Source organism: Paenibacillus andongensis, from assembly GCF_025369935.1.
Classification (GTDB): Bacteria; Bacillota; Bacilli; order Paenibacillales; family NBRC-103111; genus Paenibacillus_E; species Paenibacillus_E andongensis.
Map to the genome: position 1 here is coordinate 5,164,775 of NZ_CP104467.1, position 21,857 is coordinate 5,186,631.

Sequence of the window (21,857 nt, forward strand, 5' to 3'; positions counted from 1 at the left end):
CATATACTGAACGTACGGTTTTGTAAATAGCTTTTTATTTTTACTTTTCGTTTCGTATTATGTATACTGAACGTATAGTTTATATTTTTTAGTTTAGATTCAAATAGCGAAAGGGATGATTTCCGTGCAGGTCAAAAGAGGGCGGCCGCGTAATGTCGAAACGCAAAAGGCTATCCTTACCGCTTCCTATGATTTATTGCTGGAAGATGGCTTCGGATCGGTCACAGTTGAAAAGATTGCTGATCGCGCCAAGGTTAGTAAAGCCACGATTTATAAATGGTGGCCTAATAAATCTGCCGTGGTGATGGATGGTTTTCTATCTGCCGCATCGTCAAGACTACCCTTGCCTAACACAGGTTCGGTATTCAATGATATTCTTATTCATGCCACGAATTTAGCACGGTTTTTGACAAGTCGGGAGGGTATAATCATTACGGAGTTATTAGGCGAGGGGCAGTTTGATTCAGGATTAGCGGAAGCCTACCGGACCCAATATTTCCAGCCACGCCGGCTTGAGGCTAGGAGTCTTCTAGAGCAGGGAGTTCAGCGTGGGGAATTGAAAAAAAATCTCGATATTGAATTAAGCACCGATCTCATTTACGGGCCGATTTTCTATCGCTTGCTGGTGACTGGCGGAACATTGGACGATTCCTATGTGAAGCATTTGGTTATGAATGCATTTGAAGGAATCAGCTCCACTTGAAGTGACGAAAACTACAGCATTGGGATATCTCTGTCTTCAATATACAGGCAACTTCTGTTTATCGAAGCAGAAATATATTGCGAGAGCATGTCATTTAGTTCCAGCAATCGTACTACTCGCTAATGAAAACGGGACTGTCCCATAAGCCATAGAAACAGCTAATGGGACAGTCCCAAGGCGACCTTATGAAAAAGTTTACATTTTGCGACGACAAATCTTCCGCAATTTCATCCAAACATTTCTATATGTTTTTAACCCAAGCTTCAATGGTTTTGATATCTTCAGGAGTTGTACGACAGCAACCGCCTAATAACCGGGCACCAAGTTCATACCAGCTTCGAGCGCCGCTGCCAAAGCTTTCATTTGTAGAAACACCCTTCCAGCTTCGTGTACTTGCATCATAATTCTCACCGGAATTGGGATAAACGATAATAGGCTTATTTGTTTTACTTCGGATTTCACTAATCAATGAAGGAATATATTCCGGAGGCGTGCAATTTACGCCAACTGCCGCCACCTGATCATGGCAGTTCAACCAATCAGCACAATCGGCTATTAGATCTCCATTACTTATTTGCAGCTCGTTTTTTGCACTGAAACTAATCCATCCGTAAATTCCGGGAAATTCCTTCAGCAATCGAACAATTGCTCTAGCTTCCATCAAACACGGTATGGTTTCACACGCAAGTATATCAGCGCCGGCATCGATCAGAGCCTTAACACGTGGTCGATGAAATTCAATAAGCTCGTTTTCAGTTAGTTTGTAGTTTCCACGGTACTCTGACCCATCTGCCAGATAAGCACCGTATGGACCTACGGAAGCGGCCACGATCGGTCGTGGTCTTTTTGTTTTTTCCAACAAACTATCCCAAAAATCATCCCTTGCTTTAACCGCAATTTCCACAGATGTCTTTATAAGCCTTAGCGCTTCGGATTCACTTAAACCTCGACGGACAAAGCCTTCAACGGTTGCCTGGTAACTTGACGTTATCGCACAGTCAGCTCCAGCAGCAAAATAATCTGTATGTACCTGACCGATCAAGTCGGGGTTTTCCATCAGCATTTTGGCAGACCAAAGTGAGTCGTTAATATCACAACCACGGCGTTCCATCTCTGTTGATAATGCGCCATCTAGAATCATGACAGGAAAATCTTTAAGAATGTTTTCTATTGGATTCATAATAAGTTTCACGCCTTTTCCTGCATGATATTGAAGCCTTCTCCAAACACCTCAAATACATCATTCAAAGTAACAAATGCTTGCCGGTCTGTAGCATACACCAGCTTTTTTAACCTACCTACTTCGGAGCGGCTAACAACACAGTAAATGATTTTTTTATCCGTATCACTGTAACCACCTTTTCCGTAAAAAAAAGTGGTGCCTCTTTCCAACTCAGTATGAATGCGATTTGATATTTCTTCTGCATGCTGACTCACGATGATGGCCGCTTTGCCTTTTCCCGTTCCTTCCAGCACGTAATCGATCAATCTGGAGCCTACAAATACAGCTACGATCGTATACATCGCTCTCTCTCTATCCAAGTAGATGAGAGAGAGGATAATCGTAAAGCTGTCAAATATAAACACACTTCTTCCGATAGGCCAGCCCAAATATTTTTTCAGCACCTGAGCGAGAATATCCGTACCGCCGCTTGTTCCTCCAAAGCGAAAGACGATCCCTAGGCCTACCCCCACGGTTACACCTGCGTATAGGGAAGCTAAAAGAAGATCATTCATTACAAAATGAATGTTTCTGAATACGTAAACAAAGAGTGAAAACATCAGTGTTGCAAAGACGGTATAAGCGAATGATCTTCGACCCAACACTTTCCAACCTATAAAAAAAAGCGGAAGGTTCAGCAAAAAATTAGTTATTCCCGTTTCCCAACCGAACATATATTTCAGCAATAAGCTGACTCCTGTAATACCCCCTTCAGCCAGCCCATTAGCCGTATTGAAATAGTTGATGCCAAAGCCCATGATTGCTGAACCAGCGAATATGGCGGCTCCATTTTTCAAATGCTCATTCATGCAAGCCCACCGTTAGCTGTCAAAACAGCGGCTTCTTTCGCAGGCTCCCAGCCCTTGTTCCGTCTTGCAACTCCAGATTGGTACGCAGCGGAAATAACGGCTTCACGTACTTTCTCAACGACCATTTGATTAAAAACACTCGGTATAATGTAATATTCGTTAAGCTCCTCTTCGCTAACGACGGAGGCGATCGCGCTTGCGGCTGCCAGCTTCATCTCCTCCGTAATTCTCGATGCTCGGCAGTCAAGAACTCCTCGGAACAAACCTGGGAAGCAGAGCACATTATTGATCTGGTTCGGATAGTCCGACCTGCCTGTCGCCATAACACGGACATACGGCTCCGCTTCCTCTGGTGCGATTTCCGGTGTCGGATTAGCCATTGCGAATACGATGGGATCCTGCGCCATTTTTTTCACATCTGCAACGCTTAGCACTTTAGGTCCCGAAAGGCCAATAAAAATATCGGCTCCGCTGATCACTTCGCTCAAGGTTCCTCTCAGCCTGTCGGGATTCGTGTTGTCTGCGTACCACTGCCAGGCCGGATTGCTATACATATCCCCTCGCACAATGGCGCCTTCACGATCCACACCAATAATGTTAACGGCACCAGAAGCCAGCAGCATTTTGGTACATGCGATCCCTGCCGCGCCGATACCGCACACGACAATCTTGCAGCGGCTCAGTTCCTTCTTCACGACCTTGACGGCGTTCAACAAACCGGCCAGCAGAACGACAGCCGTACCGTGCTGGTCATCGTGAAAGACAGGAATATCAAGTTCCTCGATCAGCCTCTGCTCGATTTCAAAACAACGTGGCGAAGATATATCCTCCAGATTAATGCCGCCAAAGGTCGGGGCAAGCGCCTTGACGATACGGATAATTTCCTCCGTATCCTGCGTTCCCAGGCATATCGGGAACGCATCGACATTAGCCATTTGCTTAAACAGCATGGCTTTCCCTTCCATCACCGGCATCGCAGCCTCGGGTCCAATGTTGCCGAGTCCGAGTACAGCGGAACCATCCGAAACAACAGCTACCGTGTTCCGCTTAATGGTAAGCGAATACGCTTTTTTGGGATCTTCATAGATAGCCATACATACCCGCGCCACACCCGGTGTATACACCCGCGACAGATCGTCCCGGTTCTTGATCGGCATTTTCGGCACGGTTTCAATCTTCCCGCCCAAGTGTACGAGAAACGTTTGATCAGATACATGTTTAACTTGTATGCCCGGCAATTTACTAACAGCGCTTACAACAACATCGGTTTGTTGGTGGTCGGTTATATGAACCGTAATGTCTCGAATCGTCTTCGCTTTACTGGATTGTGCTACATCAATGGCAACCACATCTCCGCCGGCATCGCCAATCGCAGTGGCAATTTGGCCGAAGCTTACCAGATCCTTAGCAATTTCAAGTCGTATTACAATGCTTGTACTTCCGCTTGCAGTTCCTGTCATCTTAACTCACCCTGCTCTGTTTTCCTGTTTCTGTTTTTCAAATAATAAATCAAGTAGCAAAGCGCAACAAAGGGAATTCCACAATATAAAGCGATTCGTTGGGCAGGGTCAAAGTACAAACCGACGCAAGAAGCCAGACACAACAAGAAAGCAACGATAGGTACAACCGGATATAACGGAGTGCGGTATTTCAGATCCTTAAGGTTTCCGCCCTCTCTCAGAAATTGTCTGCGGAACATAAATTGGGAAGCCACAATGCCCATCCACACGGCGACAACAGCGAAGCCTGAGATAGCAATCAACACCACATAGACGGTATCAGCAGCAATGACGCTGGAGAGAAGTGACAAGCAAGCAACAAGCATACTGACAATAAGCGCATTCATCGGAACACCGCGCGATGTTATTTTTCCTAACCATGGGCTGACCATTTTTTCCTGGGAAAGCGCCCACAGCATACGCGTCGAAGCGTACAACCCCGAATTTCCAACGGACAAGAGTGCTGTTAGAATAACAAAGTTCATAATATCAGCGGCATAAGGAATCCCGATCTTGTCAAACACTAGAACGAAGGGACTCTCAATAACTCCGGCTTCCTGCCAGGGAATAAGACCAGCGAGCACGATGATTGCACCGATAAAAAATACCATTGTGCGCCACACCACTGTACGAATGGAACGCGGAATGCTCTTGTCCGGATCTTCCGTCTCACCGGCAGTAACGCCGATCAATTCAGTTCCTGAGAAGGCAAAGTTAACCGAAATCATCACGAACAATACAGGAAGAAAACCATTTGGAAATAGTCCGCCTTTATCAAAAATGTTGCTTAGCATCGGAGCCGATTGGCCTTCCATAGGGATGAACCCGAACATTGCGGCTCCGCCCAACACAATAAACACAATAATGACGATAACCTTGAAGCCGGAAATCCAAAACTCCGATTCCGCAAAAAACTTGGCAGTAACTGCATTTAATACAAACAGCATGACGGCAAATATTGCGCTAAATATCCAAACGGATACATGAGGAAACCATCGCTGCATCAGCAAGCCGGCCGCTGTAAACTCGGAGCCTACCGTGACAACCCATGTGAGCCAGTACAGCCAGCCAATCGTAAACCCGGTTGCAGGTCCGATAAATTTAGCAGCATATACGGGGAAAGAACCTGTTATCGGCATAGCCACGCTTAACTCTCCGAGACAAAGCATGACCAGATACATAATGAGTCCGCCAAACAAATAGGCAAGGATAGCCCCTCCGGGTCCAGCTTGGTTCAATATATATCCTGTACTTAAGAAAAGCCCCGTTCCAATAACGCCCCCAAGAGAAATCATAAATAAATGCCTACTTTTCATCGTACGCTTCAAACTATTTTGTTCGCTTCCGCTAATGCTTCTCATATCGATTCGCTCCCTTATCCAAGTTTTCAAGGTATTGAAACCCAGCAATACCAGGTGTCGTCATTTCATAAGGATTTAATATCTCTTCCAACTCTTCAACGGTCATTAACTGACGTTCCGGTTACAGGAAAATTTTCAGTTGCCCGAATCGATTGTATATCGAAGTAAGCCCAATCGGGAACTGTTTTCTCACCTAAGAAATCTTTCTCAATGCGATTCGACATGGTCGTTCTCTCCTTAAAGCCAATTGGCTTGATCCATTTCTTAGCGGGACATCCTAATACAAACAACTTTCGGCTCCGTCATTTCCTGGAGGGCGAATTTCACGCCTTCTCTGCCGATTCCCGAACCTTTTACACCGCCAAACGGCATCGCGTCGATTCTGTAATCCGAGCTGTCATTTACCATCACGCCTCCGACATCCAGCTTACGCACGGCATGGAATACTTTTTCAATATCGCGGCTGAATATGCCTGCCTGCAGACCGAAATCAACACTGTTTGCTTCGAGAATCGCCTCTTCCAGATCGGCTACGCGAAAGATGGTGACGACCGGACCAAAAACCTCTTCCATCACCAAGCGGCAGTCCTTCGGAACGTCTGTCATAACTGTCGGCTCGTAGAAAGCACCGTCCCGCTTTCCACCACAAAGCAGCTTCCCTCCGCGGTCTACCGCCTCATTCACCCAGCTTTCAACACGCTTGGCTTCTCTTTCGTTGATCATAGGGCCCATATCTGTGTCTTCCGATAATTTGCTGCCAACGCGGTACTGCTTTGTTTTCCCAACGAATTGAGCTACAAACGTGTCATATACATCCTCTTGCACATAAATGCGTTGTACGCCCAGACAGTTTTGGCCAGCTGCCCAGAAAGCTCCGGAAACGTTGGATTCTACAGCATCGTTGATGTCCGCATCGTTCAAAACGATAACCGGCGAGTTGGAGCCCAGCTCCATGCCCATTTTTTTCAAGCCTGCCTTTTGCATAATCGCTTTGCCTGTCTTCAGTCCTCCTGTGAAGGAGATCATTCTTACATACGGGTGTGTTACCAGCACATCGCCGATTTCACTTGCATTGCCTGTGATCACAGACAGGACTTTGGCTGGCAGCCCCGCCTTGTCGAACGCTTCCGCCAGCATAAGCGCGCTTAATGGCGTGGCTGGCGCTGGCTTCACGATAATCGCATTGCCCGCTGCGATGGCCGGGCCTACTTTATGGGCAACAAGATTCAAAGGATCATTAAACGGCGTAATGGCGCCAATGATACCGATCGGGGAACGGTAATAGTAGCCGAACCGATTTTCACTTCCGGGCATCTGATCGAAAGGAATCGTCTCTCCATTCAAGCGTCTTGCTTCCTCCGCACTGATCCGCAAAGTTTCAACGCACCTTCTTACTTCTTTCCGCGCTTCCTTGATCGTTTTACTGCCTTCTGAGGAAATCGTGACAGCGTATTCTTCCTTATGCTCGTCTACCCAGTCGGCAGCTCGTTGGAGGATAGCGATTCTCTCATGTATCGGGAGTTCGGAGCAAACACGAAACCCTTCTTGAGCCTCTTCGATGGCGAATGCCATATCCACTATGGAAGCAGCCGGCACTGTCGCGATCAACCGGTTATCCTGTGGATCACAAACATCCATTGTGTTCTCCCGAAGCACCCATTGCCCAGCTAAAAACATCTTGTTATTCTTTGTCATCGTTTCCATAATCATATGTGACACCTCTCCCTAGGTTTGATTAATTCGTTTGATTCTCTGTCTACAACTGGCTGCGGTGAATATTAATCAAATCTATCAGAATCGAGAAGCCTGTTTCCTTGCGACCGGCTCCGGCTCCCATCAGTGTGATCGGACCTGCCAGATCACAATAATAAGTAATCGCATTCACAGCGCCTCCGACACCAGCGAGTGGATCGGTCAACGGAATCGCTTCAGGACCTACTTTTGCCAGAAGACGGTCGCCTTCCCGGTAGCATTTGGCGATTAGCTTCCATCGTTTCCCTTCTGATTTTGCCTTTTGAATATCCGCTTGCGTCAGCTTGCTGATCCCTTCGCAGACGACATCCTCCCTCTTGAGCGGCATATTCATGACAATATTGCTCAAAATAGTGATTTTATACTGGGCATCATAGCCCTCGACATCACTTGTCGGATCCGCTTCGGCATAACCGAGCGCCTGAGCCTCCGCCAAAGCCTCCTCATAGCTCATACCCGCTTCCATTTGGGTGAGCATATAGTTCGTCGTCCCGTTCAATATCCCCTTAATCTCATCAATGCGATTGCCCGCCAATGAAGTAATCGGCATTCTTAGCGCCGGTGTTCCGCTCATGACGGTTCCTTCGTAGCCCCAACGAACGCCATTTTTGCGCGCCAGTTCAGACAGCTCCTGATAGGCCAATGCAACGGGGCCTTTATTGCTCATTACGACATGCTTCTTACATTCAAATGCAGCACGGCAATGATCAATAGCTGGCTGGCCTGTGCGCACATCTGTGAACGTAAGCTCAACAATCGTATCCGCATTCGTTTCTTGTATCGTCTTAAAGCTATCCCAGCCCCTGATTAGACCTGGCTCATCGGGATAAGTATCCAGTTTCCCCGTTTCTTTGACAGCCCGAAGAGCTTCCGCTGCATTCAAGCCGTCAGGATTGTAGATAGAGCCCTTCATCATATCCGAAATCGCCACAATTTTGGCTTGAAAACCTGTATCCCCGGCCAAAATTTTACTCTTCTCTTCCAAAATTTCCGTCAGACCTTGACCGACGACTCCAAATCCAAGCAGCGCTATTTTAAGTTCCATATCAACGTCTCCCCCTTATTTATGATTAAGGCTTACAGGCATTTGTGTTTCCACGTAGGCTATAGCCTGAGCCAAATCAGCAATCAAATCATCCGTGTCTTCAATTCCAACCGAGATGCGAAGCAGCCCTTCGGAAATTCCAAGTGCTTGGCGCTCTTCTAGCGTGCACTCAACATGACTTGTCGTTCTTGCAGGTCCATATATCGTTTCAACAGCTCCCAAGTTCCCCGCTCTGTTCGCATATTGCAGCATGGGGAGCAAGAGCTTGATCGCTTCCATGCCGCCTTTTAGCACAACACTTAAAATGCCACCGAATCCGCTCATTTGCCGTTTCGCTATGTCGTGATTAGGATGCGATTCGAGTCCTGGGTAATTAACGACTTCAACAAGCGGCTGCTTTTGCAAATATTTCGCTATCGCCATCGCGCTTTGCGCCTGCTGACGAACACGAAGATGAAGAGTTTTCATGCCTCGGATAATCAGGTACGCCGCCAAAGGATCGAGCGCTGCGCCATTAATCTCGCGATAATGGTACACTTTATCCATCAGTTCCGAGGAGCCGCATACAACACCGCCCAGCACATCAGCATGACCGCTTAAAAATTTCGTCGCGCTGTGGATCACGATATCGACGCCCAGACGAAGCGGATTTTGATTGATCGGCGTAGCAAACGTATTATCAATCAATACAAGAGCTCCGACTGCTTTAGCCGCTTTGGCCAAACGCTGAATATCTGTAATCTTCAACGTCGGATTCGTTGGCGATTCCAAGTAAAGCACTTTACAACCCTTGGCGATTTCAGCTTCAATTTCCTCATGATCACCCGTGTTACAAAGATTAACCTCGACATTCATGTTAGGCAGAAACTCTGTGAAAATTTTGTTCGTGCCGCCATACGTGTCTTTAACCGATACAACCCGATCCCCCGGTCTCAGGAACGTGTACAAGGTGCTGCTGATCGCTGCCATTCCGGAAGAAAAAGCGATAGCCGCTTCAGCCCCTTCGAGCAACCTAACCTTCTCTTCCAACGCCCGAACCGTAGGGTTCGACATCCGATTGTAGGTATAGCCCTGTTTGAGGCCCATCGCAACATCGTACCATTCATCCACATCGTTATAATCGTAAGCAACGCTAAGTACCACGGGAACCTGTGTCCCACCGAACACTCGATAATCTTTTTCTCCCGCCCATACAGCTTGCGTACCAATTCGTGCTTTATTATCCATTTTCTCCTGCATATCGTTCACCCTCACTCATCCATTTAAATATTTTGTATTTTGTATATTGTATACAAATATGATCGTAAAACGTCCATTATTAGCGAATACCCCCTTTTTTCTTGACTTAGGCATCCTAATTTTGTATACAATATATTGTATTCTTTGTTTTTTTCGATCATATCACGGCTTATTTTAAAAATCAACCATTTTGTGAAGCGCTTTCAAATTGATGTTCGATTATCTTGAATAAAGCATTTTACAATGTTACTATTTATCATAGATTGGAAATATACCGTATATTGTATTTTTTATGCGTATGAGGGAGTAACGAAAATGACCATTAACAAATACCAATCCTTAAAAGATCATGTGTACAATTATATAGCTGAAAAGATTCAGAACGGCTCACTGCTCCCCAATCAGAAATTAAATGAAGCCTCCATCTGCCAAAAACTTGGTGTAAGCCGCACCCCTGTCCGAGAAGCTTTGATCCAGCTAGCCTCCGAAAACCTGCTGGAGAATATTCCGCGCAGAGGATTTATTGTGAAAGAGATGGAAACCAAAAATAAGCTGGACGTCTTTCAGATTGTCGGTGCACTCGACGCTTTAGCTGCCTCTTTATCCGTGGCCTTCGTTTCAAATGAAGACATCTCAGAGATGACACGACTCGCTGATAAAATCGACATTTCCATACAAGAGCAAAATTATACTGACTACCAGCTCTATCAAAACGATTTTCATAACGTGTACTTGCTAAAATGCAACAACAGCACACTGATCGATTTGCTCAAATCTTTGCAGCACAGCTTCATCAGGCAAATTTACTTAAGTGAGGACAAGCAAAAATTATTTACTGTCCTGGCCCAAATGAATGAAGAGCACAGACAAATTATCCAATACTTCAAAGCGAAAGATGCTCAAGGCCTGGAAGCATTTATCAAGAACGTCCATTGGAAAATCAATTACACGGATATGATCTAATTCGAATACAACTAGAAAATGGAAGGGTCAAAAAGAACTAAGTAAACGGAGGCGTTTGGTTATCATATTTCTCACGAGCGGTACTTTTGGTATACTAGGAACAAACCAACTAAGAAGAGGTGTCGAGTATTGAAAAATGAAGATATGCTTGCGGTGCTGAAGTCTCTGTCTAATGAGACTCGTCTCAACATCCTTTGCTGGCTGCGGGAGCCCGAAAAGATGAACGAGAATCTGCCGAGCATTATCAAAGAGGAGTTCCCTGGAGGTGTCTGCGTGGGAAGCATTCAGGAAAAATCCGGTTTGGCGCAGTCGGTCATCTCCTCGTACCTTTCCTCCATGCAGAAAACCGGACTGCTGGAGTCCCGACGCTATGGCCAATGGACCTATTACAGGCGCAACGAAGAAGCGATCGCCGCCTTTTTGGAGAACTTCGCAGCCGGGCTGCAGACCAAGAAGGAGTAGCCCAAGTTTTCTCCGAAGCACTTGCATTTCCATCTATTGATCTATATATTTGTATTTATAGATAAATAAAAAACCTTTTTATACAGGAGGAGAGAATAAGATGACCATATCCAAAACAGCAGCGGCTCTGTTCAAGCCTTTTGAAGACGGCCGACTGAAGCTTGAAAATCGTATTGTCATGGCCCCGATGACCCGCACCTTTTCGCCAACAGGCGTTCCAGGTCCCAACGTGGCCGGATATTACCGCCGGAGAGCGGAAAACGCCGTCGGCCTCATCATCACTGAAGGAACAATCATTAACCATCCGGCTGCGGCTGCCGACCACGGGGTGCCGCATTTTTACGGGGAGGAAGCTCTGGAAGGATGGGCGCGTGTCGTACGCGAAGTGCATGAAGCCGGCGGCAAAATCGCTCCACAGATCTGGCATACCGGCACGGCCCGCGATAGGAAGAAATTCCCGGATTCGAATGTCGACCCGATCGGACCGTCGGGCCTTAGCCTGACCGGAGAGCTCGTATCCGAGCCGCTATCGGTCGAGGAGATTCACAGTCTCGTACAGGCCTATGCCCAGGCCGCAGCTGATGCGAAGCGAATCGGCTTTGATGCGGTGGAGATTCACGGCGCCCACGGCTACCTCATTGACCAGTTTTTCTGGGACGTCACCAACAAGCGCACGGATGAGTATGGCGGTGACCTGGTTGGTCGCACCAGATTCGCGGTGGAGATTATCGAGGCGGTGCGAGCCGCGGTCGGCCCCGACTTCCCGATTATCTTCCGCTACTCCCAATGGAAACCGGTTAATTACGGCGCCAAGCTGGCAGCGAATCCAGAAGATCTGGAGCGCTTCCTCGCACCGCTATCTGCGGCAGGCGTCGATATCTTCCATGCCTCCACGCGGCGCTTCTGGGAGCCTGAGTTCGAGGGATCAGACCTCAACCTTGCGGGCTGGACGCGCAAACTGACCGGGAAGCCGGCTATTACCGTCGGCTCCGTCGGCCTTGACTCCGATTTCACCAGCCTGTTCGAGGAGGGTAAGGGCGGTCAGGCCGCAGGCATCGACAACCTGATCGAGCGTATGGATCGCGGAGAATTCGACCTCGTCGCCGTTGGTCGCGCGCTGCTGACTGACCCAGCCTGGGCGGCCAAGATCCGCGATGACCGCACCGATGAGCTGCAACCGTTCACGCGGGAGGCACTTGCCACACTGAGCTGATTCAACGCAGTACTGAGTAGGAGCCGACTCAACTCCAAAGTTAATTTTTAGATTAAATCCAAAAATACCTTTTTTTATTTAAACAAGCGGTGCTATCTGCGATATGCAGGAAGTGCCGCTTGTTTGGTTTACATCTTGACCAGGAATTTTAAAGATCACCATGTTTTCTGGAATCGCAATTGACCCCTGCCTCAAGGTTTCTCGGACCTACAAGGGGACCGATGGCTACTCTCCATTTCTTGCTTACCTTGGAAGGAAGGTTACGGTGTCAACGTGAATCTGCGACGCAGAACACAACAACCTCAACAAGAGAAACAGCGGTAGCCTGGAAGAGAAATAATCCTAAGCTGCCGCTATTTCAATGAGCGCACTCATGATCCTTTGTAGCAACAGTCTCAGCATCTATCTTCATCCTACCTGCTCACTATCTTCATTTTCATCAACATGATGTAATGCCTTTTTCAACACTTGAATGTTTCTTTTACCGACGACAACTCCACCAATGTGGATTAATGTTTAAACAATAAGGATAAAATAGGTAAATATCAAATAAGCATTAAGGGTAGTGAAAAAAGAGTGCAATCCAGCGGGAAAATATCCGGAAATCAGTTAAGCTTACTTTTTTTCACCTTTATTGTTTCTACGCTCATTTTATCCGTACCCGGAATTATGGTATCTTTCGCCAAGCAGAATGCCTGGTTGTCTATTTTTCCAGCTTCGCTTACGGGAGTCGTGAACATCTGGGTACTAACCACTCTGTCCAAACGTTATCCCGGTCAATCGATCATTCAGTATACTGTCAAGATTTGTGGGAACTGGGCGGGCAAAATTTTTGGATTTTATTTGACTTATTATTTGTTTTTCTTTATTTCCAGCACTGTAAACGAACATGCCGGGTTTCTTAACACCATCCTCCTGATGAATACTCCCCCATTGGCATTGATGGTCTCCATGTTGTTTTTGTGCTGCCTGGCCGTACTGGCAGGAGTCGAAGCTATTGCCAGGTGCAATGAAGTGATTGTTCTCATTATCATCGTCCTGCTGATCCCGATCTTCGTTTTTTCTATCCGGGAGATTGAACTGGGTCGCTTGACCCCGTTTTTAGCAGATGGACTATTTCCGGTACTTAAGGGTGCAGTGGTTCCGTCCGCTTGGATGAGCCAGTTCTTTTTTTTGGGATGGTTCCTCCCGTATTTAAACGAAAAGCCGCAAAATGTCCGAATGAATTTGTTATCGGCAATGGGAGGAGTTGTCCTGTTAATCATGGCTATCGACATCGTTACCATTATGATGTTCGGTCCGATAACGCCCCGTTTGAAGTTCGCTTTTTTGAAAGTCATCCAATATATCGGTGTTATCGGTCCCGTGGAAAGGCTGGAAGCCATTGCTATTGCCATATGGATTCTTGGGATTTTCACCAAGATCTCGATGCTGCTCTATATGTTTTCTTTAAGTGTAAGTCAGTTGTTCGGTACGTCAAATTATCGGAAAACCGTTGTTCCGGTAACTCTGTTATCTGCTGTCGGTTCCGTCTGGATTTTTAAAAATGACGCTGAATTTCAAGCCTGGATTACGTTCGCCTATCCCGTATTGGCACTCTTTACGCAAAGCTTGCTCCCATTGATCCTGCTTATCATTGATACTCTCAAAATAAAAGCCGCAAAGTTATGGAGATAACATCATTTTTCCGAGGGGTTCGAATAGGAATTTGTACGGAACGACAAGGCTAGGTAGTTCAACTCCCGCTATCAGAATCGCTCCAATGACAGCGGCTACGGTCATAACTAGTGCATAAATTGAAGCCTCTCGCTTCTCATTACTCCCCCATAAATGGCGAATTTGAAATAAGGTGTACATACAAAGACACAATACATATCCTGCTGACATGACAAGCTTCACTTCATAATCTCCTTTTCTTTCAATTGTAAGGAAGGTCCAACAACTCCCGTATTGTTGATGTTAAGTTTCACGGACACGGAAATTTCAGCTTTTGCAAAATATTGATCCCATTGTTCCTCTACGGTACGCCATTTTTGAGGATTTATTCTTTGCAATTGCTGGCCGAAGCCTACAATATCTGTTTTGTATTGAGTTTGTATTTTATGCAAGAACACCTTCATATCATGTTCAACCTGATTTTCCAACGCCTTTTTGATAAGATTTTGATTGTTCGTTTTGCCTACGTCGAGCCGAGAATTGTTTTCAAGCAGGTCTCCCTTTCCTTTGATATCGACTTTAAATTTAAGTTGATTTCCTACTATATCCGGTTTGATAATGACGTCGCTGCTCGTTAGAAAATAACCAACATTCCCCTTTCCTTCAGGCAGATCGGCAACGATTTTATCCGTCTTCTTGTTTTTCTTGAACCAGAGAAAAGCGTGGGTTTCCGCATTATCCAAAAAGCCGACCAATGCAGACGATTTGAAAATTGCCGTACCTTTCATACGAAATAGTTCGTCCTTGTTGTTTTGCGACGAACTAAAAAATTGAGTCGGCTCCAAAACCCCGACCGCCGGATATATTCCCTCGCTCGCCGATTCTATCAAGAAATCCCTCAACGTCGTGGATATTCCTTCTCCCCGCATGATTTGCATTTCTTTCAAAGCTTCGGCGGGAGCCAATTCATAGGGGTAACGGATTTGCAGCAGATCCCCAGCTTTCATTCCTTTGACGACAAATACATATGTTTTCAGCCGGTTCCGCGGATGACGGCTGAAAGAGTCCAGAATGTCGTTAATTCCATGCTTAGCCAAAGATTCACCGATTAGGATAACGCTGCGATGCGAAAAAAATAGCGTTCTGGACATTTTTTGCTGAAGCTTTTGGTCAAGATCAAACGCATTTTTTCCAACCTCCGAAATCAGAAAGAACCTGTCCCCTTCTTTTGAGGTTCCCCCTGTAGTTTGTGAGGACGGGGCAGGTACGGAAATCTGAAGTGTTGCTCTTATGTTTCCGTCTTCCATCAAGTCGATTCCCGTTCCCATAACCAAACCGATATCATTGATTTCCATGCGATCCCAACAGCCCGTAATGGCCAGTGGAATCAATAAAATCCCGATTCGTAACCATCGCTTCAACTATTCTCCTCCTTCCCGCTGCGGCGCTTTAGTAGCCCTTTCGTAAGAGGGAACGGATATGCCAACGTCATTTTTTCGTGGAAACCGGAATAACACATCTTTTATTGCCCTTAGGGAAAAGGGAGCCAAAGGTGTAAAATAAGGAACGCCGAAAGATTTCAAATGCACGACGTGGAGCAAAATCCCTAAAAAACCGAGGGCTATGCCGTATAATCCCAGAGATCCCGCCAAGAAGATGATCGGAAACCGAAGTAAACGGATCCCATTGGCAAAATTAAATCGCGGTATGACAAAGGCGGCAATACCTGTCGTAGATACGACGATAACGGTGGGAGCTGAAATAGTGCCCGCCTGTACGGCCGCCTGCCCGATGACTAGCGCTCCAACGATGCTTACCGTTTGTCCTATCGTTCTTGGTAAGCGAATCCCAGCCTCACGTAAAGCTTCAAACATAATTTCCATCAGCATGACTTCTATCATAATCGGTAATGGAACCGGCTCCCGAGCGGAGGCGATGCTCAGCAATAAACTGGTGGGTATCATTTCCTGATGGTATGTGGTCACCGCTACAAAAAAAGAAGGTGCAAAGATAGCGATAAACATAAAAACAAATCGGATCCACCGTATGAAAGTAGCCATAGGGAAACGTAGATAATAATCTTCGCTTGCCTGCATTCCATTCCAAAAAGTAACTGGAACAATGAGAACGAAAGGGGTATTATCTACAAGAATCGCTACCCTTCCTTCCAATAGTCCCCCGGCTACGACATCGGGCCGTTCCGTGATTTGAACGGTTGGAAATAGAGGAAATGGATCGTCCTGAATCAATGCCTCGATGTAACCACTCTCCAATACACCGTCAATCCGGATAGAAGCGATTTTATCTCGTACCTGATCAACGACCGATTCATCGGCAATTCCTTCGATATAAGTCACTAACACATTCGTTTCCGTCATCTCGCCTACAGTGAAGGTCTCTATTTTCAAACGAGAACTACGAATATAGTTGCGCAACAACCCTACATTCACTGACTGCCTTTCGATGAATCCCTCTTTTGGCCCCCGAATAACCGGTTCCGAAGAAGGCTCTTCGATGCTCCGATGAACCGTACTATTTACTGTAAGACAAACAGCACTCGCTTCATCGGCAGTAAACACGACGGCATACCCGCGCAGCAAAAGTTTGACGATTTCCGCCCAATTCGACGATGTTACCGATTTGCCGACCGGAAATGATTCGCTATTCATTGTTACCGTTTCTTCAGCAACTTCATATGGTTTTAAGACTAGATCGCTCACTTTTTTTTCGTCAGTTATCGTTTCAAGATAGACAATTAATCGCTTGGCTTTACCGTCAACCGCATGAATTTTATGGCAAACCAAATCCGAGCATTTTTGAAACATTTGTTTCACAAAGGCTTCGCTTTGTTCGATATTGGACGTCACAGCTTCCTTGCCGAGAGTATTATTAACTCTTTCATCCATAATGGGTGGATTGCTCACTAACCATTTCCGTAACCATGTCGTCACTGTGAAAATCCTTCCATTGACATTTATGCTATTTATAGAATGTCTTGGAAAACAATTAATTATCCGTATTCGAATCATAAATCGAGTAAGTGGGGGCGGCTAGCCTCCATCAAAAAAGTGGTTGAGAGGGATCATTAGTCCCCACTCAACCACTTTTCTTTGTTTTCACCGATCAAAGCTCGTCGAATGAAGCCATCATAGCCGGTGAATATTAAATTCAAACGCTAGGTCTTGATCGGCTTTGATCAGATACTCATCATGTACCGGCGCGCCCCAGCTGTCGTCACCACCAACACCCATCTGTCTACCCGCTACTGTGACGACCGTGTAATGAACGTTCGGCAGCTCGTAATGATGGTAGGCATTTTCCAACTCGAACGCCGTAAACGGCGAAATATTACATTCCACCGGCTGAGCAGCTGGTGCGGTTAACCGAATACCGTGGCCATCGTTGTTCGTAATGTTCACACGGCGGACGCCTGTGCGGTTCCCCGACTCTTGCGGCACGACATAGCCAGACACATTATCCGCAGCGTCATTCTTGAACACCCCGAGCCTTGCTCCAAAGGCACGATCGATATAGTTCTCCTCAGGCCCCATCGCGTACCAATCCAAATGGAAATAATCAGCTGGAACCTTGAACGACAACGCGAATATCGGCAGTTTCGGAAGACCTGTTGCTCCCTCGTAGCGAGATTTGACGTTCAAACTGCCGTCGACATACACCGTGTATGCAACCGTCACTAGAACCTCCGCGCTGATGCTAAGCTTGTATTGAAACGTTACTGTTACGCTTCCCGCTTGCTTCGTCAATTCGACGCCGATGCATTTGCGCGTTAAGCTGGCCGCGTACCAAGCACCCGAGTCAAAGCCAAGCGAGAATCCTTTATCATTATCCGTTGTCGCACGCCAGAATAACGGCGCTGGCGGAATGGCGATCATCTCTCGGCCGGCATAGTTCAGTGAAATCAGGCTTCCCGCCTGCTTCGAGAACATAATACTAAAATCTCGTCCATGAACCCCTATGTTTACATCGCCATCCACGACTCTGAATGATCCTTCAGGTTGTGCAGACGAAGCCAGATTCTCAACCAGAAATACGTACTGCCCGAATGAAACCTCATGTCCGGCATCAGCCCATAGGTTGTTCTCCTTTAAATTGAGCGACGCATGTACAACATACTCACCTGGTTCATCAGCAGACGGCAGCTCAAGCGGCACATAAGCCTCGCTTTGCGCCGGAACGTCGATATTTCTCTTGCCTCGGAATATCTCCTTGCCTTCTTTATGAAGGACAATTAGCAGATCATAGGCCTCCGTACCTTCGAACAGGTTCTCATTCGTCACCTTCACACCTTGGCGATCCGGCACGAGTTTGATGTTCTGGTAGAGGAATTTCACTTCCTGCATCTTAGGTGACACCTTGCGGTCCGCATAAACGATACCATTCGTGCAGAAATTATAATCCGTGGCCCGATCGCCGAAATCTCCGCCGAATGCGAGAAACTCTTTGCCATAACGATCTTTCTTGACGATTACTTGATCGATATAATCCCAGATAAAGCCACCTTGATACATGGCATATTTCTGTTCAAGTTCTGTATATTTATGCATGCCGCCTACCGAATTGCCCATCGCGTGCATATACTCGCAGCTTATATAAGGCTTCTGCGGGTTATCGTTTAAATAGGCTTCAATGTCTGCCGGCTTCGCATACATACGGCTCTCCATATCGCTCGTATCGTTATACTTGCGGTTATGAAAAACCCCTTCATAATGAACAAGTCGACTTGGATCCTTCTCCCGGAAATAGTTCGACACGTTTAGCAGGACTTCACCCGCATAGGCTTCGTTACCGACCGACCAGATCAGAATAGAAGGATGGTTCTTGTCGCGCTCGACCATCGAAATGGCCCGGTCCATCACGATATCCTGCCATTCCGGCTTATTCGCCGGAATATTCCAAGACGGCTCTACTGCGCCCATCTTCTGCCATGAACCATGCGTTTCCAAATTCATCTCATCAATGACATAGATGCCATAGATGTCACACAATTCGTACCATAACGACTGATTCGGATAATGTGACGTCCGGACGGCATTTAAGTTGTTGCGTTTTAGCGTAGCAATATCCCACAACATATCTTCCTTCGTAATGGCACGTCCCCTGCGACTGTTGAATTCATGACGGTTTACACCCTTGAAGACGATCCGTTTGCCATTGAGGTGCATGATGTTATTCATCATCTCAAATTTACGGAAGCCAACCTTCTGGGGAATAACCTCAACGAGCTTACCTTTATGATCATAAACGCTAACGTATAGAACATACAAATAAGGCTTCTCTGCACTCCAGGGAGTAACTTGTCCAGCATCGATAGACAATGATATAGCTTCGATGGTTGACACTTCAGAGCGAGCCGTCGCAACAGTATGCCCCACCGCATCCTTTAATTCAAGGTAAACAGCAGCTTCTTGCCTATTAGCAAGCTTGATATCTGCACGTAGGTTGCCATTCGCATAAGCGGCATCAAGATCCGTATGGACAAAAAGATCGCGAACGTGAATGCTCGGTATGGTATATAAATAAACATCGCGGAAAATACCTGAGAATCGCCAGAAATCTTGATCTTCCAGCCAGCTGCCTGTGCTTCTTTGATAAACTTCAATAGCAAGTTTATTCTCACCTTCCTGCAGGAATGGTGTCAGGTCGAATTCCGCCGGTGTGAAGCTGTCTTCGCTATAGCCGACAAACTCTCCGTTCAACCACAAGTAAAAAGCTGACTCCACACCTTGAAACGAGATGTAGATGGGCCTGCCCTTCATATGATCAGGCAGTGTGAAGTACTTCACATAACTGCCAACCGGATTATCATGTTCCGGAATAGCTGGCGGACGAATATCGTGATGTCCATCCCATGGATACATCGTATTTACATACTGCGGCTTTCCATAACCCTGCAATTGAATGTGTCCAGGCACTTCAATTTGACTCCAACTGTCGCACTCATAATCGAGCTGGTGGAACAACTCGGGACGGTCAGCAGGCTTCACGGAATAGTTAAATTTCCAACTGCCGTTCAGGTCGTGCCGCAGCGACATCGGCGCTGCTGCTTCTGCTTCCTCTAATGTTTCGTAATAACGGTGATCAGAGTGCGCCGCCAGACGGTTCACAGCAAATACGCCTACATCTGTAAGCCAGTTTAGGCTTGGCTTCGTCAATTTCATTACATTTCCCCCGTAAAGTTATTTAAAAGCCAGATGATATGCGCTGTGTGCGTAATCACCTGACTCTTTTTTCTATTTCACCGAGCCTGTCATACCTGCTACAAAATGCTTCTGCATGAGGAAGAATACGAGCGCAGTCGGAATCGTCGAAATCACGATAGCCATCATAATAATACCATAATCTGGTGAATAGCTTGATCCCAAATTCGATATCAGCATAGGTATTGTTTTTTTCTCCGGTGATTGAAGAACGATAAGCGGCCATAAATAGTTGTTCCAGCTTGACATGAACGTAATGATGCCCGCTGCGGCGTATGTCGTCTTCATCGTTGGCATGAAAATACGGAAGAACAGACTTAATTCATTCAGCCCGTCTATTCGGCCCGCCTCCAAGAGTTCCTTCGGAAACATCTTCGTATTTTGACGAAAGAAGAAAATAAGAAATGCCGTGGTGAATGTCGGCAGCACAACGCCGGATACGGTATCCAGCCCGATAAATGGAATAACGCGCGAGATACCACCGAACATTTGAAACAATGGTACCATGATAGCCGCGAACGGAATCATCATCGAAAGTAACAGAATGTTAAATACGACGTCCTTCGCCTTACTTCTATAAATTTCAAAGCCGTACCCGGCTAAAGAGCCGATTAACATGGCCAATACGGTCGTTGTAATCGATATTTTTGCAGAACTCAGTAAAGCAGGTAAAAAGTCTACCTTACTAAATAAATTTGTAATATTATCCACAAGGTGGCTTCCGGGAAGTAATCTTCCCTTCGTCACATCAGCCGACTTATTGGTGGCGCTGATAATCATCCATAGAAACGGGAATATAGAAATAAACGCAGCGACACTCAGAAATATATAAATAAAGATACGTTTCCATTTATCCATTTTTATCACCTGCTGCTTTAAACTGAACAAACGCCAATATAATGATCATGATCACGATGGAATACGACACCGTTGCCGCATATCCGAAATCCGCTGAATATTTAAAAGATAAATTGTAAATATACTGGGAAATGGACATCGATGCGTTCCCCGGTCCGCCCTTCGTAATGTTAACAACTTCATCAAACAACTGCAGCGTACCAATTGTCGATGTAATGGAAGTAAATAAAATAATGGGCTTGAGCAGAGGCATCGTGATTCCAAAAAACTGTCTCGTTGATGAAGCACCATCAATTTTTGCTGCCTCGTAAATCGATGGATCGATATTTTGAAGCGCGGACAAGTAGAAGATCATATTATAGCCTGTCCAGCGCCATGTGATTGCAATAATAACCGTCACTTTCGCCCAGAAAGGATCCGTGATCCATTGAATCGGGGCTGCAATAAGATGAATCTTGATCAGAAGTTGATTAACCAAGCCCTCGGTGGCAAACAAATATTTAAAAATAACGGAATACGCTACAAGCGAGGTAACAGCCGGCAAGAAAATCGCCGTACGGAAAAAGCTTTTCAATTTCAACTTACTGTCGTTCAATAACACCGAGATAAACATAGCTAGAACGATCATTACTGGAACCTGGATAATCAAATAAATAAACGTGTTCTTAACCGCGGTTATAAACGTTTTATCGCTAAACAGACGAACGTAGTTATCGAAGCCGACGAAGTGTAAATTCATTCCCTTACCCGATTTAAATGATAGAATAAGAGCTTGAATCATGGGATAGAAATAGAACACTGCAATCATGATGACCGCTAGGATAATAAACATCCAACCAGTCAAATTAGCTCTTGTG

19 protein-coding genes are annotated in these 21,857 nt (G+C 46.1%); 5 read left to right on the plus strand and 14 right to left on the minus strand.

Going from position 1 to position 21,857, the window contains the following annotated elements; translation table 11 throughout:
• The first annotated feature begins 124 nt into the window (after positions 1-124).
• Positions 125-703 (plus strand): TetR/AcrR family transcriptional regulator, encoded by a 579-nt coding sequence (locus NYR53_RS23410; protein ID WP_261301553.1) that lies wholly within the window; start codon positions 125-127, stop codon positions 701-703.
• Between the two features lie 241 nt (positions 704-944).
• On the opposite strand, the gene mmuM is transcribed toward NYR53_RS23410, so the two are convergent.
• The 8 genes from mmuM to NYR53_RS23450 form a co-directional block, all read right to left on the minus strand.
• A complete protein-coding gene (gene mmuM / locus NYR53_RS23415) occupies positions 945-1,883 on the minus strand; it encodes a homocysteine S-methyltransferase (RefSeq protein WP_261306498.1) in 939 nt (312 codons plus the stop codon).
• A gap of 8 nt (positions 1,884-1,891) precedes the next feature.
• Positions 1,892-2,734, minus strand: coding sequence for a YitT family protein (locus NYR53_RS23420; RefSeq protein WP_261301554.1), 843 nt, complete (start codon positions 2,732-2,734; stop codon positions 1,892-1,894).
• Positions 2,731-4,194 (minus strand): NAD-dependent malic enzyme, encoded by a 1,464-nt coding sequence (locus NYR53_RS23425; protein ID WP_261301555.1) that lies wholly within the window; start codon positions 4,192-4,194, stop codon positions 2,731-2,733. The genes NYR53_RS23420 and NYR53_RS23425 overlap by 4 nt, the downstream gene beginning before the upstream one ends.
• Entirely contained in the window at positions 4,191-5,594 is a 1,404-nt protein-coding gene (locus tag NYR53_RS23430; protein WP_261301556.1) for an amino acid permease, read from the minus strand. Before NYR53_RS23430 ends, NYR53_RS23425 begins: the two co-directional genes overlap by 4 nt.
• Positions 5,595-5,689: 95 nt before the next feature.
• Complete coding sequence (locus NYR53_RS23435) at positions 5,690-5,818, minus strand: hypothetical protein (RefSeq protein ID WP_261306620.1); 129 nt, start codon at positions 5,816-5,818, stop codon at positions 5,690-5,692.
• Between the two features lie 40 nt (positions 5,819-5,858).
• A complete protein-coding gene (locus NYR53_RS23440; RefSeq protein WP_437180195.1) occupies positions 5,859-7,298 on the minus strand; it encodes an aldehyde dehydrogenase family protein in 1,440 nt (479 codons plus the stop codon).
• A gap of 52 nt (positions 7,299-7,350) precedes the next feature.
• A complete protein-coding gene (locus tag NYR53_RS23445) occupies positions 7,351-8,391 on the minus strand; it encodes a homoserine dehydrogenase (RefSeq protein WP_261301558.1) in 1,041 nt (346 codons plus the stop codon).
• A 15-nt stretch (positions 8,392-8,406) separates the two neighbouring features.
• Positions 8,407-9,630: a cystathionine gamma-synthase family protein gene (locus NYR53_RS23450; RefSeq protein WP_261301559.1), complete on the minus strand. Its 1,224-nt coding sequence runs from the start codon at positions 9,628-9,630 to the stop codon at positions 8,407-8,409.
• A gap of 315 nt (positions 9,631-9,945) precedes the next feature.
• Here NYR53_RS23450 and NYR53_RS23455 point away from each other — a divergent pair, with 315 nt between their 5' ends.
• The 4 genes from NYR53_RS23455 to NYR53_RS23470 all read left to right on the plus strand — a co-directional run bounded on the left by NYR53_RS23455 (position 9,946) and on the right by NYR53_RS23470 (position 13,945).
• Positions 9,946-10,593 carry a GntR family transcriptional regulator gene (locus NYR53_RS23455; protein ID WP_261301560.1) on the plus strand — a complete coding sequence of 216 codons (648 nt, stop codon included), beginning with the start codon at positions 9,946-9,948 and terminating at the stop codon, positions 10,591-10,593.
• 144 nt (positions 10,594-10,737) lie between these two features.
• On the plus strand, positions 10,738-11,055 hold the full coding sequence (locus NYR53_RS23460; RefSeq protein ID WP_261306499.1) for an ArsR/SmtB family transcription factor: 318 nt from the start codon (positions 10,738-10,740) through the stop codon (positions 11,053-11,055).
• Between the two features lie 100 nt (positions 11,056-11,155).
• Positions 11,156-12,268: an NADH:flavin oxidoreductase gene (locus tag NYR53_RS23465; RefSeq protein ID WP_261301561.1), complete on the plus strand. Its 1,113-nt coding sequence runs from the start codon at positions 11,156-11,158 to the stop codon at positions 12,266-12,268.
• Between the two features lie 576 nt (positions 12,269-12,844).
• Positions 12,845-13,945, plus strand: coding sequence for a GerAB/ArcD/ProY family transporter (locus tag NYR53_RS23470; protein WP_261301562.1), 1,101 nt, complete (start codon positions 12,845-12,847; stop codon positions 13,943-13,945).
• Here the strand turns inward: NYR53_RS23470 and NYR53_RS23475 are convergent.
• The 6 genes from NYR53_RS23475 to NYR53_RS23500 form a co-directional block, all read right to left on the minus strand.
• Positions 13,934-14,167: a hypothetical protein gene (locus tag NYR53_RS23475; protein ID WP_261301563.1), complete on the minus strand. Its 234-nt coding sequence runs from the start codon at positions 14,165-14,167 to the stop codon at positions 13,934-13,936. The genes NYR53_RS23470 and NYR53_RS23475 overlap by 12 nt on opposite strands.
• Positions 14,164-15,345, minus strand: a complete 1,182-nt coding sequence (locus tag NYR53_RS23480) for a Ger(x)C family spore germination protein (protein WP_261301564.1) — start codon at positions 15,343-15,345, stop codon at positions 14,164-14,166. The genes NYR53_RS23475 and NYR53_RS23480 overlap by 4 nt, the downstream gene beginning before the upstream one ends.
• On the minus strand, positions 15,346-16,875 hold the full coding sequence (locus tag NYR53_RS23485) for a spore germination protein (protein ID WP_261301565.1): 1,530 nt from the start codon (positions 16,873-16,875) through the stop codon (positions 15,346-15,348).
• A gap of 195 nt (positions 16,876-17,070) precedes the next feature.
• Positions 17,071-20,103 (minus strand): beta-galactosidase, LacZ type, encoded by a 3,033-nt coding sequence (lacZ, locus tag NYR53_RS23490; protein WP_261301566.1) that lies wholly within the window; start codon positions 20,101-20,103, stop codon positions 17,071-17,073.
• 72 nt (positions 20,104-20,175) lie between these two features.
• On the minus strand, positions 20,176-21,000 hold the full coding sequence (locus NYR53_RS23495) for a carbohydrate ABC transporter permease (RefSeq protein ID WP_261301567.1): 825 nt from the start codon (positions 20,998-21,000) through the stop codon (positions 20,176-20,178).
• Positions 20,993-21,832 carry a carbohydrate ABC transporter permease gene (locus NYR53_RS23500; RefSeq protein WP_261306500.1) on the minus strand — a complete coding sequence of 280 codons (840 nt, stop codon included), beginning with the start codon at positions 21,830-21,832 and terminating at the stop codon, positions 20,993-20,995. Before NYR53_RS23500 ends, NYR53_RS23495 begins: the two co-directional genes overlap by 8 nt.
• Positions 21,833-21,857 lie beyond the last annotated feature (25 nt).